Annotated in this window: 16 protein-coding genes; 3 read left to right on the top strand and 13 right to left on the bottom strand. The window is 76.5% G+C overall.

The window, feature by feature from the left end:
* Positions 1 to 122 precede the first annotated feature (122 nt).
* The 5 genes from HK417_RS08335 to HK417_RS08315 form a co-directional block, all read right to left on the bottom strand.
* On the bottom strand, positions 123 to 812 hold the full coding sequence (locus tag HK417_RS08335) for a hypothetical protein (protein WP_222265270.1): 690 nt from the start codon (positions 810 to 812) through the stop codon (positions 123 to 125).
* Positions 809 to 1,297: a pantetheine-phosphate adenylyltransferase gene (coaD, locus tag HK417_RS08330; RefSeq protein WP_222265268.1), complete on the bottom strand. Its 489-nt coding sequence runs from the start codon at positions 1,295 to 1,297 to the stop codon at positions 809 to 811. The genes HK417_RS08335 and coaD overlap by 4 nt, the downstream gene beginning before the upstream one ends.
* A complete protein-coding gene (rsmD, locus tag HK417_RS08325) occupies positions 1,294 to 1,848 on the bottom strand; it encodes a 16S rRNA (guanine(966)-N(2))-methyltransferase RsmD (protein WP_222265265.1) in 555 nt (184 codons plus the stop codon). The genes coaD and rsmD overlap by 4 nt, the downstream gene beginning before the upstream one ends.
* 64 nt (positions 1,849 to 1,912) lie before the next feature.
* Entirely contained in the window at positions 1,913 to 4,111 is a 2,199-nt protein-coding gene (recG, locus tag HK417_RS08320) for an ATP-dependent DNA helicase RecG (RefSeq protein ID WP_222265263.1), read from the bottom strand.
* A gap of 1 nt (position 4,112) precedes the next feature.
* Complete coding sequence (locus HK417_RS08315; RefSeq protein ID WP_308123450.1) at positions 4,113 to 5,741, bottom strand: DAK2 domain-containing protein; 1,629 nt, start codon at positions 5,739 to 5,741, stop codon at positions 4,113 to 4,115.
* A gap of 176 nt (positions 5,742 to 5,917) precedes the next feature.
* Between HK417_RS08315 and rpmB the strand changes: the two genes are divergently transcribed.
* Positions 5,918 to 6,109 (top strand): 50S ribosomal protein L28, encoded by a 192-nt coding sequence (gene rpmB / locus HK417_RS08310; protein WP_222265261.1) that lies wholly within the window; start codon positions 5,918 to 5,920, stop codon positions 6,107 to 6,109.
* A gap of 113 nt (positions 6,110 to 6,222) precedes the next feature.
* Here rpmB and HK417_RS08305 read toward each other — a convergent pair whose 3' ends face one another.
* From HK417_RS08305 to HK417_RS08295, 3 genes are read right to left on the bottom strand one after another with little or no spacing between them, the layout of a single operon-like run.
* Positions 6,223 to 6,852: an AAA family ATPase gene (locus tag HK417_RS08305; RefSeq protein ID WP_222265259.1), complete on the bottom strand. Its 630-nt coding sequence runs from the start codon at positions 6,850 to 6,852 to the stop codon at positions 6,223 to 6,225.
* Positions 6,840 to 7,394 (bottom strand): GNAT family N-acetyltransferase, encoded by a 555-nt coding sequence (locus tag HK417_RS08300; protein ID WP_222265257.1) that lies wholly within the window; start codon positions 7,392 to 7,394, stop codon positions 6,840 to 6,842. The genes HK417_RS08305 and HK417_RS08300 overlap by 13 nt, the downstream gene beginning before the upstream one ends.
* On the bottom strand, positions 7,378 to 8,403 hold the full coding sequence (locus HK417_RS08295) for a thiamine-phosphate kinase (RefSeq protein ID WP_222265255.1): 1,026 nt from the start codon (positions 8,401 to 8,403) through the stop codon (positions 7,378 to 7,380). The genes HK417_RS08300 and HK417_RS08295 overlap by 17 nt, the downstream gene beginning before the upstream one ends.
* A gap of 56 nt (positions 8,404 to 8,459) precedes the next feature.
* Here HK417_RS08295 and HK417_RS08290 point away from each other — a divergent pair, with 56 nt between their 5' ends.
* On the top strand, positions 8,460 to 8,720 hold the full coding sequence (locus tag HK417_RS08290; RefSeq protein ID WP_439957910.1) for an Lrp/AsnC family transcriptional regulator: 261 nt from the start codon (positions 8,460 to 8,462) through the stop codon (positions 8,718 to 8,720).
* Positions 8,721 to 8,805: 85 nt separating this feature from the next.
* Positions 8,806 to 9,330 carry a DUF3515 family protein gene (locus HK417_RS08285; protein WP_308123449.1) on the top strand — a complete coding sequence of 175 codons (525 nt, stop codon included), beginning with the start codon at positions 8,806 to 8,808 and terminating at the stop codon, positions 9,328 to 9,330.
* Positions 9,331 to 9,335: 5 nt separating this feature from the next.
* Here HK417_RS08285 and HK417_RS08280 read toward each other — a convergent pair whose 3' ends face one another.
* From HK417_RS08280 to HK417_RS08260, 5 genes are read right to left on the bottom strand one after another with little or no spacing between them, the layout of a single operon-like run.
* On the bottom strand, positions 9,336 to 9,959 hold the full coding sequence (locus HK417_RS08280; protein ID WP_222265253.1) for a hypothetical protein: 624 nt from the start codon (positions 9,957 to 9,959) through the stop codon (positions 9,336 to 9,338).
* Positions 9,960 to 9,976: 17 nt separating this feature from the next.
* Positions 9,977 to 11,116, bottom strand: coding sequence for a D-alanine--D-alanine ligase family protein (locus HK417_RS08275; RefSeq protein WP_222265252.1), 1,140 nt, complete (start codon positions 11,114 to 11,116; stop codon positions 9,977 to 9,979).
* Between the two features lie 11 nt (positions 11,117 to 11,127).
* Positions 11,128 to 12,279, bottom strand: a complete 1,152-nt coding sequence (locus HK417_RS08270) for a cystathionine gamma-lyase (protein ID WP_308123448.1) — start codon at positions 12,277 to 12,279, stop codon at positions 11,128 to 11,130.
* Positions 12,280 to 12,304: 25 nt separating this feature from the next.
* Positions 12,305 to 13,300, bottom strand: coding sequence for an NAD(P)H-dependent glycerol-3-phosphate dehydrogenase (locus HK417_RS08265; RefSeq protein ID WP_222265249.1), 996 nt, complete (start codon positions 13,298 to 13,300; stop codon positions 12,305 to 12,307).
* Complete coding sequence (locus HK417_RS08260; RefSeq protein WP_308123447.1) at positions 13,297 to 14,133, bottom strand: lysophospholipid acyltransferase family protein; 837 nt, start codon at positions 14,131 to 14,133, stop codon at positions 13,297 to 13,299. The genes HK417_RS08265 and HK417_RS08260 overlap by 4 nt, the downstream gene beginning before the upstream one ends.
* Positions 14,134 to 14,197: the final 64 nt, after the last annotated feature.

Here is a 14,197-nt window from a genome sequence, read left to right as displayed (position 1 = left end):
TCGTCGTCTCGTGTGGGGTGACCGGGCGGAGGACCCCGCGCCGGGCGGCACGGAGCGGCCAGCGGGCCGGACAGACGTCCAGCCTACCCGATCCCGCGGGTGCCCCTCCGGCCCAGGTCGGGTCAGGGGGTACGCAGATTCGTGCGGGCCTTCTCCACCGAGCGCATCATGTGCGCCAGCGTGTTCCCGAAGTCGGCGAGCCGGGAGTCGACGTACTCGTCGACCTCGGCCCGCATCCGGGCCACCTCGGCCGCGGTCTGCGCGCCGAGCTCGTCGGCCCGGCTGACCGCGGTGCGGTAGACCGCGGTCTCGGTGAGCAGCCGCTCGTGCTCGGCCTCGCCCGCAGCGACCAGCCGGGCCTGCTCCGCCTGGCCGTCGGCGACGAGCTGGTCGCGCAGCCGGCGGGCCTCCGCGACCACCACCTCCGCCTCGGCCTCGGCCTGCGCGAGCACGTCGTCGGCCTGCTGCTGGGCCTCGGTGATGATCTCGTCGCGCTGGCGGCGGGCGGTGCCGATGAGCTCCTCGCGCTGCCGCCGGGCGGCGGCCACCACCTGGTCGCTCTCGGTGCGGGTGCGGCCGGTGAGCCGCTCGGCCTCGGCCTGCGCCTGCTGCAGGATCTGGGTGCGCTGCTCGACGATCGCGCCGGCCGCCTGCACCTCCTCGGGCAGCGACTCCCGCAGCTCGTCGAGCAGGTCGAGCAGGTGGTCGCGGGGCACCATGCAGGACTGCGACATCGGGACGCTGCGGGCGTTCTCGATGACGGTGGTCAGCTCGTCGACGGTCTCGTACAGCCGGTAGACCACGTCGGTCATGTGCCCTCACCCCCCTGCGCCTTGGCCACCAGCCGGTCGTTGACCGCCTTGGGGACCAGCGACGACACGTCCCCGCCGAAGCGGGCGATCTGCTTGACCAGGCTGGAGGACAGGTGGCCGACCTGCGGGGCCGTGGGCACGAACAGCGTCTCGACGCCGGCCAGCTCACGGTTCATCTGGGCCATCTGCAGCTCGTACTCGAAGTCGCCGACCGCGCGCAGGCCCTTCACCACCACCGGGATCCCCTGCCTGCGGCAGTAGTCGACCAGCAGGCCGGAGAAGTTGTCGACGACGACGTTCGGCAGGTCGACGACCGCCTCGTGGAGCATCGCCATGCGCTCCCCGAGGTCGAACAGGCCCGCCTTGCCGGGATTCACCAGCACTGCGACGACCAGTTCGTCGTACAGGGCGGCGGCACGCGTGATGACGTCGACATGGCCGTTGGTGACCGGGTCGAACGAGCCGGGGCAGACCGCGCGCCTCACGACAAGCGACCGTACCGGAGCACTGCCTCCCCGTACCGCCGATCACGGAGACCCGCCAGGGGTGTCGGCCACTCCCACGGCTCCTCCCGGCTGGACCGCTCGACCACGACCACGGCGTCCGCGGCCAGCCAGCCGCCCCCGGACAGCGCGCGGAGCACGTCCACGACCTCCTCGGCCGGGACCGCGTACGGCGGGTCGGCGAGCACCAGGTCGAAGGCGGCCGGGGCGGGACCGGCGACGACGGCCGGCACCGACCCGGCCACCACCCGGGCGCCGGGCAGGCCCACCGCGGCGACGTTGGCGCGCAGCACCGGCAGCACCTTCGGCCCGGACTCCACGAGGACCACCTCGGCCGCGCCCCGGGACAGCGCCTCCAGCCCCAGCGCCCCGGACCCGGCGTAGAGGTCCAGCACCCGGGCGCCGTCGAGGTCGAGCAGCGTGCCGAGGGAGTTGAACAGCCCCTCCCGGGCGCGGTCCCCGGTGGGGCGCACGCCCGCCGGGGGCACCTTGAGCCGTCGCCCGCCGGCGAGCCCGGAGATCAGCCGGGTCATGCTGTCGGCCCCGTCCAGAGGCTCGCCCCGAGCGTGCGAGGGGTGAGGAGGACGGGGTCCTTCGTCACGCCTTCTCCAGGTACTCGGCCCGCTCGTCGAGGCTCAGCGCCGCGACGGCCGCCGCCAGCTCGGGATGGTCGGCCAGCCCGCGCCCCGCCTCGACCAGCCGGGTGGCCTCCACCCGCGCCTCGGCGATGAGCTGCTCGTCGTCCAGGAGCGACAGCAGCCGCACGCCCGAGCGCCGGCCGGACTGGGCGGCGCCGAGCACGTCGCCCTCGCGCCGGGTCTCCAGGTCCAGCCGGGCGAGCTCGAAGCCGTCGGTGGTCGCGGCCACCGCGGTGAGCCGCTGGCCGGTGGCCGAGCTGGTGGGCGCCTCGGTGACCAGCAGGCACAGCCCGGCGTGCTGGCCGCGGGCCACCCGGCCGCGCAGCTGGTGGAGCTGGCTGACCCCGAAGCGGTCCGCGTCCATCACCACCATCACCGTCGCGTTGGGGACGTCGACGCCGACCTCGACCACGGTGGTGGCGACCAGGACGTCGACCTCACCGGCGGCGAAGGCGCGCATCCGCGCCTCCTTGTCCTCCGGCGCCATCCGGCCGTGCAGCACCTCGACCCGCAGCGACGACAGCGGGCCGGCCCGCAGCGCCTCGGCGACGTCCAGGACGGCCAGCGGCGGACGGCGGTCGGAGCTGCCACCGGTCTCCGGCGGCGGCGCGTCGGCGTCGTCCGGGCCGTCCTCGTCCTTGCCGCTGCCGCCCTCGACGTCCCCGATCCGCGGGCAGACGACGTAGGCCTGCCGCCCGGCGGCGACCTCCTCGCGCACCCGCTGCCAGGCCCGGTCCAGCCACGCGGGCTTCTCCCCCGCCGGCACCACCGCGCTGGACACCCCGCCGCGGCCGGCGGGCAGCTGGCGCAGCGTGGAGGTCTCCAGGTCGCCGTAGACGGTCATCGCGACCGTGCGCGGGATCGGGGTGGCGGTCATCACCAGCACGTGCGGCGGCCGGGCGCCCTTCGCGCGCAGCGCGTCGCGCTGCTCGACGCCGAAGCGGTGCTGCTCGTCGACGACGACCAGGCCGAGATCGGCGAACTCCACGTCCTCCTGCAGCAGCGCGTGCGTGCCGACCACGATCCCCGCGCTCCCGTCGGCCACCGCGGCGCGGGCCTCCCGGCGGGCGGCGGCCTTCTGCGACCCGGTGAGCAGCACGACCCGGGTGCCGGCCGGGTCGCCGTCCAGCTCCCCGGCCCGGCCCAGCGGGCCCAGGATCGCCGCGAGGCTGCGGGCGTGCTGGGCGGCGAGCACCTCGGTGGGCGCCAGCAGCGCGGCCTGCCCCCCGGCGTCGACGACCTGCGCCATGGCGCGCAGCGCCACCACGGTCTTGCCCGAGCCGACCTCGCCCTGCAGCAGCCGGTTCATCGGCTGCTCCTCGGACAGCTCGGCGGCGAGCTCCTCGCCGACGTCCCGCTGGCCCCCGGTCAGCGAGAACGGCAGCGCGGCGTCGACCGCGTCGAGCAGGCCGCCGCTGCGCCGGGGCCGGGCGATGCCGGGCTCCAGCGCCGCGGCCCGCCGCCGGGCGGCCAGCGTGGCCTGCAGGACCAGCGCCTCGTCCCACTTGAGCCGCTCGTCGGCGAACTCGACCTGCGCCGCGGACTCCGGCCGGTGCTTGTAGAGCAGCGCGGTGGCCAGCGCCACCAGCCCGTGCCGGTCGCGCACCGGCTCGGGGATCGGGTCGTCGAGCGCCTCCGCGAGCGAGCGGGGGTCGTCCATCAGCAGCTTGACCGATTTCTGGATCACCCAGCTCGAGACGTCCTTGCTCGCCGGGTAGATCGGCACCAGGGCGCGGGCCCAGTCGTCGTCGTCCCCGGTGATCACGTGGCAGTCGGGATGGGTGAACTGCAGGTCGCCATGCCACTTGCCGACCGTGCCGGCGAACAGGCCCCACTCCCCGACCGCGAGGTGGGCGTGCTTGGAGTTGAAGAAGACCAGGCGCATGCTGCCCGCGCCGTCGCCCACGGTGACCTCGGTGAGGATGCCGCGCCGCTGCCGCATCGGGCGGCTGCTGACCTTCTTGACCTGGGCCAGCACGGTCACCCGGTCGCCGACCTCCAGGTCGCCGAGCCTGGTCATCTCCCCGCGCCGGGCGTAGCGGCGCGGATAGTGCCGCAGCAGGTCACGCACCGTGTGCAGGGCCAGCTGCTCGGCCATGACCTTCGCCGTCTTCGGCCCGACGACCCGGCTCAGCGGGGTGTCCATCGTCAGGCTCACGTCACTCCACCCCCACCAGCAGGGGCACCGCACCGGCGCCGCCCGCGTAGCGGGTGACCTCGACCGTGGGGTGCGCGGTGGCCAGGTGCGCGCAGACCGCGTCACCCAGGCCCCGGTCCTCACCCACCACCACGGTGGTCAGCTCGCCCCCGGCCGACAGCAGCCGGTCCAGCAGGTCGGTGCCGACGCTCAGCAGGTCGGCACCGATGACGACGACGTCGCCGTCCGCCGCCCCCAGCACGTCGCCCGGCCGGCAGCGGCCCGCGGAGGTGAGCGCCTCGTGCTCGGCGACGGTGACCTCGCCCCAGCGGGTCGCGGCGGCGGCCTCGGCCATCGCGACGACGTCGTCCCCGAACCGGCGGCTGGGATCGGCGACGGCGAGCGCCGCCAGGCCCTGCACCGCGGCCCGGGTGGGGACGACGACCACGTCGCGCCCCTCCTCCCGCGCCCGCTCGGCGGCCCGGGCGGTGACCGTGAGCACGCCGGAGTGGTTGGGCAGGAGCACGACCTGCTCGGCGCCGGTGCTCAGCAGAGCCGCGAGCACGGCGTCCTCGGTGATCGCGCCGACCGGGGTGGCGACCACGGTGACCCCCTCGCCGGCGAACAGCTGCCCGAGACCCGCGGAGCAGGCCAGGGCGACGACGGCGCGGACGCCGGGGGTGGCCGCTGCCGCCCGCACCGGCGCGAGGGGGGTGACCGAGATGCGGTGCGGCCGGCCCGCCTCGATGCCGGCCTCGATGGCCGCGCCGACGTCGGCGACGTGCACGTGCACGTTCCACTCGCGCCCCCCGGGGGTGTCGACGCCGACGACGACCAGGCAGTCGCCCAGCTCGGCCAGCCGGCGCTGCAGCCGGGCGACGGCGTCCTCGTCGGAGTCGGCGAGCAGGAACTGGACCTCGCTGCCGGGGCCGGGCGCCGGCGCGGCCGGCGGGAGGGCCCGGACCCGGCCGTGCGGCGCGGGACGCGGACGCAGCGGCGGGCGGTCCGGCTGCTCGCCGGTGACCGTGCCGACCAGCGCGTCGAGCACCAGGCACCACCCGGCGCCACCGGCGTCCACGACGCCGGCCTCGCGGAGCGCGGCGAGCTGGTCCTGGGTGGCCTGCAGGGCGGCCAGCGCGCCCTCGGCGGCGGCCCGGACGACGTCGGCCAGCGCGGCGCGTCCCTGCTCCACCGCGGCCACCGCGGACTCGGCCCCGGCGCGGGCGACGGTGAGGAAGGTGCCCTCCTCCGGATCGGCGACCGCGCCGTAGGCCGTGCGGGCCGCGCCGGCCAGCGCCCGGGCGAACACCCGGCCGTCGACGCGGGCGACGCCGGCCAGGTCGTCGGCCAGTCCGCGCAGCAGCTGGGCGAGGATCGCCCCGGAGTTGCCCCGGGCGCCCAGCACCGCGCCGCGGGCGAGCACCACCCACGGCGACTCGGCCGAGCCGTCCGCGGTCGCCAGCGCGGCGTCCCCGGCCTCCGCGGTGAGGAGCAGGTTCGTGCCCGTGTCCCCGTCGGGCACGGGGAACACGTTGAGCTCGTCGAGGCGGGGACGAGCCCGGGTCAGGGTGTCGACGACGGCGCGGCTCCAGCGGCCCACCGCGGCCTCGTCCAGCGCCACCAGCACGTGCCGGAGGGTACCTGCGGGCACCGACACGACCGCCGTCGCGCACGTCACACCAGGGCGCCGTCGTCCGGGCGGTCTGACAGCCGCCCGGACGACGGGTTACAGTGTTCCCGAGCCTGCGCGGAGGCACTGGTGTGCCTTGTGTCGACCGACCGCGCGGCCGACGACTTCAGTTGAACGACTTCTGGGAGTGATCCACCGTGGCTGCCGTGTGCGATGTCTGTGGCAAGGGCCCCGGTTTCGGTATGTCGGTGTCGCACTCTCACCGACGCACGCCGCGCCGGTGGAACCCGAACATCCAGTCCGTGCGGGCGGTGCTCGCCGGTGGCGGCCGCCAGCGGATGAACGTGTGCACGTCGTGCATCCGCGCGGGCAAGGTCGCGCGGGCGTAGCACCCGCGCACTGATCTCCACCCGGCCACGGCCGGGTCCGGGACCCCGGAGACCTGACGGTCTCCGGGGTCCCGTGCGTGCGCCCCCGGCGCGTCCCGGTCGACGCGGTGGGGTCAGAAGGCGCCGATCCCCCGGGCGCGGGCGGCGATGACGATCAGCTCCACCACCACGTCCCGCGGCAGCGCCGTGCTGTCGGCCACGAGGTGGTAGTGCCGCGACTCGGCGGGGTCGCAGCGGTAGAAGTGCCGCACGTAGGCCATCCGCGCGGCGTCGGCGGCCTCCTGCTCCCGGCGCAGCTCCGCCTCCGGCCGGCCGGTGTGGGCCGCGGCGGCGGCCAGCCGCCGGTCCTTCGGGCCGTCGAGCCGGACGTGCAGCACGTCCGGCCGGTCGCGCAGCACCATCGCCGCGGCCCGGCCGAGCACCACCCCGCCCGGCCCGGCGGCGATCTCGGCCAGCACCCGCTCGGTCTGCACCCGGTAGGCCCGTTCGTCGGGCAGCGTGCTGGTGGGCAGCACCCCGCCGACCGGGTCCGGCATGGTGCCCAGCGAGGTCACCAGGCGCCACAGGCCCCGGGTGACCGTCTCGTCGTTGGCCTCCGCCTCGGGCAGCGGCACTCCCAGCCGGGCCGCCACTTGGGCCGGGATGACCCGGTCGTGGAAGGGCAGGCCGAGTCGCTCGGCGACGGCGGGGGCGATCTCCGCCCCACCCGCGCCGAAGGACGCCGACACCGTCACGACGCCCATGCGTCCTCCTCGTTCCCGGCGGCCGCGCCGCCACTCGGCAGGTCCCGGCCCAGGAACACCGCACCGGGCGCCTCGGCGTAGACGCCGTACCCGGCCACCGGGGTGTAGCCCCTGCGCACGTAGAGCGCCAGGGCCTCCGGCTGCCGGTCCCCGGAGTTGAGCACCAGGTGCCGGTGGCCGGCGGCCGCCGCGCTGCGCTCCAGGGCGCTCAGCACCAGGCCGGCAACCCCGCGCCGCCGGAAGGCCGGCTCCACGTACATCCGCTTGAGCTCCACGACCCCTCGCCCGGCGTCGTGCACCCGCCAGCCGCCGCAGCCGGCCGGTACGCCGTCCACCTCGGCCACGACGAACAGCCCCAGCGGCGGGGTGAACTCGGCCGGGTCGACGGCGGAGGCGTCCCGCCCGCCGTAGCGGACGACGTACTCCTGCTGCACCCGCTCGACCAGGTGCTGCGCGACCGGGTCGGCGTAGCCCACCTGCCGCAGCCGGACCGGGCCCAGCTCCGGCGCGCCCGGCACGGACCCGTCAGCCGAAGTGGACATGCCCGGTCGCCTCCCCCAGCTCCGCCGCCACCTGCCGGGCGGGCACGTCGTCGACGCGCACACCGGGCTCGCCGTCCTGCACCTGCCCGATCATGGTCCATCCCTCCGGGAGCTCCGCGCGGGACGGGAAGGTGGCGACCAGCGCGTGGTCCTCGCCGCCGGTGAGCACCCACGCCAGCGGGTCACCGCCGAGCGCCGCGGCCACCTGGGGCAACGGCCCGGTGACGAAGGCGCCGGCCAGCGCCGCGCGGCGGAGGTCGATGCGCACCCCGGAGTCGGCGGCCAGGTGGCCCACGTCGGCCAGCAGGCCGTCGCTGACGTCGCACATCGCGGTGGCGCCGGCGTCCGCGGCCGCGGGCCCGGCGGCGTAGGGCGGGGTCGGCCGGCGGTGCGCGCCCACCGCCGCGGCCGGCGAGGTGAACCCGCGGCGCAGCACCGCCAGGCCGCACGCCGACCAGCCCAGCCGGCCCACCACCGCCACGACGTCCCCGGGCCGCGCGCCGCTCCGGGTCACCGGCGCCCGCCCGCCCAGGTCCCCGAGGGCGGTGACCGACAGCACGACGGCGCCCGAGTCGGCCGCGCTGGCGACGGTGTCGCCGCCGACCACGGCGGCGCCGAACGGCGCGCACTCGGCGGCCATGCCCGCCGCCACGCCCTCCAGCCACGACGCCGGGGTGCCCGCCGGGCAGGCCAGCCCGACCAGCAGGGCGGTCGGGACCGCGCCCATCGCGGCCACGTCGGCGAGGTTCGCCGCCGCGGCCTTGTGTCCGACGTCCTCGGCGGAGGACCAGTCGCGGCGGAAGTGCCGGCCCTCGACCAGCACGTCGGTGCAGGCGACCACCCGACCGTCGGGGGTCCGCAGCACCGCCGCGTCGTCACCGGGGCCCACCTCGGCCAGCCGCGCGGTGCCCGCCTTCGCGGTCACCCGGGCGATGAGGCCGAACTCGCCGACGACGCCGACGGTGTCCGCCGGGTCGGGCCGGGGCACCAGGGGCCGGGGCCGACTCACCGGGCGCCCCCGGTCGCTGCGGTACGTTGCCGGTCGCACACGGAGCCGTCGCCCGTGTGACGACGCCCGAGGAAGGTCAGCCCGTGGTCCACGCCTACATCCTGATCCAGACCGAAGTCGGCAAGGCAGCCGCGGTCGCCGCGAGCATCAGCGAGATCGCCGGCGTGACGAGGGCGGAGGACGTCACCGGCCCCTACGACGTCATCGTGCGCGCCGAGGCGAGCACCGTCGACGAGCTGGGCCGGCTGGTGGTGGCCCGCGTCCAGTCGGTCGACGGGATCACCCGCACGCTGACCTGCCCCGTCGTCAACATCTGAGCTCCTGAGCACGCACGCCCCGGGGACGACCGATCCGGCACCGGGCCGCGACCCGCTCCGGCGGGCCGCGCTGATCGCGGTCGCGGTGCTGGTGCCGGTCGTCGTCGCCCTGCTGGTCCTGGTCAACGTCCTGCGCCCGGACACCGGTGACGGGACCGGCCCGGTGGCCGACGTCGCCGGCACGCCGTCCGCCGGGCGCGAGGACCTGCCGACCCTGGACGTCGACACCCCCGAGGTGACGCCGACGGCCGAGCTGGCCTGCCCGGTCCTCATGCAGCAGCTCCCGCCCGAGCTCGCCGGGGAGCCCTCGCGGATGGTGCGCTCTGACTCCCCCTACGCCTACGCGTGGGGGGACCCGGCGATCGTCCTCATCTGCGGGGTGGCACCGCCGGCCGGCTACGCGGTCGGCGCCGGGACGATCGTCGTCTCCGGCGTCGAGTGGTACGTCGACACCACCGACCCCGAGGACGTCGTGTGGACGACGGTCGACCGGGTCGTGCCGGTGGAGGTCCGCGTCCCCCTGGACCAGGACAGCGCCGGCCCCACCGCGCTGAGCCCGGTCATCGCGACCGCGCTGCCCTACACCGAACCCACGCCCGCCGGCGGCTGACCGGCTCAGGGCGCGGGCAGCCGGTCCAGCTGCTCCGCGACGACGGTCGCCACCTCGGCGCGCGCGTCCTCCACCCCGGGCCGCACGGCCGCCACCGACACCGTGAACACCCCGCGGCCGCACCAGGCGAACACCGCCGGGCCGTCCATGCCGTGCCCGGGGTCGGGCTGCTCCACGGTCATCAGCACGCAGTCCCCCGGCAGCCCGGCCGGGGAGCGGTCCAGCTGCCCGCCGTAGAACTCCGCGTCGTTGCGGGCGAGGTCCTCGGCGTAGGTGGCGGCCCCGGCCGGGTCGTCGAACTGGTCGACGAAGACGGTGGTGAGCGCGCCGTCCCCGCGCCAGAAGCGCTCCCAGCCGCGCTGGTAGCCGTACTGGCCGAGGACCTCCTCCTGGTGCGCGGCGTCCTCGGCGTAGGCGGCGACGTCGTCGGCGCCCTTCTCCCCCGCCGGCGGGTCCAGCTCGTCGTCGGCCACCCGGGGCAGCCCGGAGGGCACGTCGTCGAGCAGCAGCTCCTCCAGCTCACCGGCGCTGGTCGGCAGCGCCGCCGTCGCCGTGCTGTGGACCGCCGGCTCGGCGGGTTCCGCGGCGGACGTGCACCCGGCGCACGCCAGCGCCAGCAGCACCGCCACGGCACCGAGCCGGGGTGTCACCCCGCGGCCGGGACGACGCCGTCGAGCGCGCTGGCCACCAGCCGGTCCACCAGCTCCGGGTAGCTCACCCCCGACGCCGCCCACATGCGCGGGAACATCGAGATCGGCGTGAAGCCGGGCATCGTGTTGACCTCGTTGACCACCCACCGGTCGGCGCCGGTCCGCGGGTCGGTGCCGAGGAAGAAGTCGACCCGGGCGAGGCCCCGGCAGTCCAGCGCGAGGAAGGCCCGCCGGGAGATCTCCTGCACCGCCGCGGTCTGCTCGGGCGTGAGCCCGGCCGGCACGTCGAAGTCGACGGCGTCGTCGAGGTACTTGGCGTCGAAGTCGTACCAGTCGGTGCCCGGGCGCAGCCGGATCTCCGCGGGCAGGCTGGCGTCGGGGACGGCAGCGCCGGGCCGGGCCAGCACGCCGCACTCCACCTCCCGGCCGGGGACGGCGGCCTCCACGACCACCTTGCGGTCGACCGCGGCGGCGGTGGCCACCGCGGCGGGGAACTGCGCCCAGTCGGTGACCCGGCTGATGCCGATGCTCGACCCCGCCCGGGAGGGCTTGACGAACACCGGCAGGCCCAGCCGCTCGCGGGCGGCCCGGTCGAGCACCGCGGGGTCGGGGCACAGGGCGCCGCTCGCGTCCCGCAGCACGACGTGGTCGCCCTGCGGGATGCCCGCGGTGGCCAGGAGCTTCTTGGTGAACTCCTTGTCCATCGACGCGGCGCTGGAGAACACCCCGGAGCCGACGTAGGGCAGCCCGGACATCTCCAGCAGGCCCTGGATGGTGCCGTCCTCGCCGTAGGCGCCGTGCAGCACCGGGAAGACGACGTCGACCTCGGTGAGCCGGCCGATCGCCGAGCCGGGCCCGAGTTCGGCGAGCCCGCGGCCGGCCGGGTCGCCGACCAGGGAGACCGGGGTGCCCTCGGTGACCTCGGGCAGCACGCCGTCGGTGATCGCCAGCCGCTGCGGGTCGCCGTCGGTGAGCAGCCAGCGCCCGTCGCGGGTGATGCCCACCGGCACGACGTCGTACTTCTCCGGGTCCAGGGCGGCGAGCACGCTGCCGGCCGACACGCACGAGATGGCGTGCTCGGCGCTCCGCCCCCCGAAGACGACCGCCACCCTGGTCCTGCGCGTAGTCCCCGTCATCGCCGCGAACCCTAGCCGAGCGCCGCGAGGGCCCGCTCCAGGTCGGCGACCAGGTCGGCGGTGTCCTCGATGCCGCAGGAGAACCGGACGAAGCCGGCCGGCACGGCGTCCCCGCCCCACTGCGCCCGGCGGTCGACGGTGGTGTGGATGCCGCCGAAGCTGGTCGCCGCGACGAACAACCGGCTGGCCCGCACGAACCGTCCGACGGCGTCGGAGTCGGCGAGCTCCGCGGAGACCACGCCGTTCTGCCGCAGCATCTGCCGCTGGGCCAGCGCGTAGGACGGGTCCTCCGGCCGGCCCGGCCAGCGCACCCCGCGCACGGCCGCCGACCCGGCCAGGACCTCGGCCACGGCGGCGGCGTTGGCCGCCTGGCGGGCCAGCCGGAGGTCCAGCGTGCCCATCGACCGGTGGGCCAGCCACGCCTCGAACGGCCCGGGCGGGTTGCCGGTGGTCTTGCGCCAGGCGGCGATGCGCGGAGCCAGCTCCCGGCCGCGCTCGGTGCGCGCGGTGCTGACGTGGCCCAGCAGCACGTCGCTGTGCCCGGTCAGCGCCTTGGTGTCCGCGGCCACGACCAGGTCCGCGCCCAGCTCCAGCGGGCGCTGCCCGATCGGGGTGGCGGTGGTGTTGTCCACGGCGAGCACCGCCCCGGCGGCGTGCGTGGCGCGGGCGACGGCGGCGATGTCGCACACGTCCAGCTGCGGGTTGCTCGGCGTCTCCAGCATCACCAGCCGGGCGCCGTCGAGGTCGCCACGGGCGGCCACCGCCTCGATCTCCAGGGTGGGCACCAGCTCCACCCGCAGGCCGAAGCGCTCCAGCTCGTCGCGGGCCAGCACCCGGGTCGTGTAGTAGCCGTCCGAGGGCAGCACCACCCGGTCACCGGGGCCGGCGACGGCCAGCACCGCGGAGCTGATCGCGGCCATGCCGGTGGCGAAGGTCAGGCAGTCCCCGCCGTCCAGCTCGCCGAGCGCCCGCTCCAGCACCCGCAGCGTCGGGTTGTCCGGCCGCGCGTAGGAGTTGAGCCCCGGCGGCTCGTCGCCGAGGTGGTAGGGGGCGGCGAAGACCGGGGAGGGGCGCAGCGGGGTGCCCGGGACGACGGGCTCGTCGCCGGCGTGCACCAGGCGGGTCCCGTCGCCCAGCGGCACGGTCGGGTCAGCGGTGGTCACGCGGCCTCCTGTCGGTCCGGCGGCCTCACTCCGGCTTGGCCTCCCGGGACATGATCTCCCGGACCATCTGCGCCGCCGACTCGCCCTCGTGGCAGACCCGCACCACGGCCTCGGTGATCGGCACGTAGACGTCGTGCGCCCGCGCGAGGTCCAGCACCGACCGGCAGGTCTTCACGCCCTCGGCGGTCTGCCGGGTGGTCTGCTGCACCTCGGCCACGGTCATCCCGCGGCCCAGCTTCTCGCCGAAGGTGCGGTTGCGGGACAGCGGGGAGGAGCAGGTGGCGACCAGGTCGCCGAGCCCGGCCAGGCCGGCGAAGGTGCTCGGCTCCGCGCCCAGCGCGACCCCCAGCCGCGCGGTCTCGGCGAGCCCGCGGGTGATCAGGGAGGCGCGGGTGTTGTCGCCGTACCCCAGCCCCTCGGCGATCCCGGCAGCCAGCGCGATGACGTTCTTCAGCGCCCCGCCCAGCTCGCAGCCGACCAGGTCGGGGTTGGTGTACGGCCGGAAGTAGCGGGTGTGGCAGGCCGCCTGCAGCGCCTCGGCCCGGTCGGTGTCGGTGCAGGCGATCACCGTCGCGGCGGGCTGCTCGTCGGCGATCTCGCGGGCCAGGTTCGGCCCGGACAGCGCCGCCACCCGGCCGGCGCCGGCGCCGGTGACCTCGCGGATCACCTCGCTCATCCGCTTGGTGGTGCCCAGCTCCACGCCCTTCATCAGCGACAGCAGGGTCGCGTCCGGGGGCAGCAGCGGCGCCCAGCCGGTGAGGTTCTCCCGCAGCGTCTGGCTCGGCACCGCGAGGACCACCACGTCGGCGTCCTCGAGCGCCTCCCCGGCGTCGCCGGTCGGCCGGACGGCGTCGGGCAGCCGCACCCCCGGCAGGTACTCGCCGTTCTCCCGGGTCGCCACCATCGCGGTGACCAGCTCCGGGCGGCGGGCGTGCAGGGTCACCGTGCAGCCGGCGTCGGCGAGCACCTTGGCGAAGGTGGTCCCCCAGGAGCCCGCCCCCAGGACGGCCGCCCGGGTCACGAGGCCTCCCCGGCGGGGCGCGACCGGGGCTGCGGCAGCTGCCGCGCCGGGCGGGGGTGGAAGGCCGCCGGCGGCTGCTCGCCCCGCAGCTCGGCCAGCTGGTCGCGCACCCGGGTCATGATCAGGTCGGTCACCTCGCGCAGCAGCTCGTTGGTCACCGGCGCCCCGGCCCGCACCCGGGCGCTGTGCGCGGACAGGTCGACCGGCTCGCCGACCAGGAGCTCGGCGGGCGCGCGCAGCCCCGGGTGCCATGCCCGGGCGTGGTAGTCGTGCACCCGCTGCGGGCCCCACTGTGCGACGGGGAGCACCACCGCGTCGCTGGTCAGCGCCATCCGGGCGACCCCGGTGTGGGCCTGCATCGGCCACCAGTCCGGATCGCGGGTCACCGTGCCCTCCGGGTAGATGACCACGAGGTGCCCCGCCTCCAGCGCCTCCCGGGCCGCGGACACCGAGGTGCTGGCCGTGCTCGACCCGCGGGACACCGGGATCTGCCCGGCCGCCCGCAGCACCGTGCCCGCGGGCCCCCGGAAGACGGCGTCCTTGGCCAGGAAGTGCGGGGCGCGGCCGGCGTCCCAGACCAGCCGGGCGCAGGCCAGCGGGTCGAGCACCGAGACGTGGTTGGCCACGAGCAGCACCGGACCGGTGGCCGGGATCCGCTCGGCGTGCCGGTAGCGCAGCCGGAAGAGCAGCACGGTCACCGGGTAGATCACCAGGACGCAGGACCACAGCGCCAGGGACACCGGGCGCCGGGTCTGCCGGTGCGGCGGGCGCCGGGTCGGCACCTCCCCGGCTCCCGGCCCGGGAGCCCGGACGGGTGGCACGTCGTGCGGCACCTGGCACCTCGTCTCGTCGGAGCGCGGCCCCGCCCGACGCGGGTCACCCGGGCCATGATCGTGC

Origin of the sequence: Modestobacter marinus, assembly GCF_019799945.1 — a bacterium.
In the GTDB taxonomy this organism is placed as follows: domain Bacteria; phylum Actinomycetota; class Actinomycetes; order Mycobacteriales; family Geodermatophilaceae; genus Modestobacter; species Modestobacter marinus_B.
Note: the sequence above shows the minus strand (reverse complement) of the source record. Positions and strands in the feature narration are given on the sequence as shown.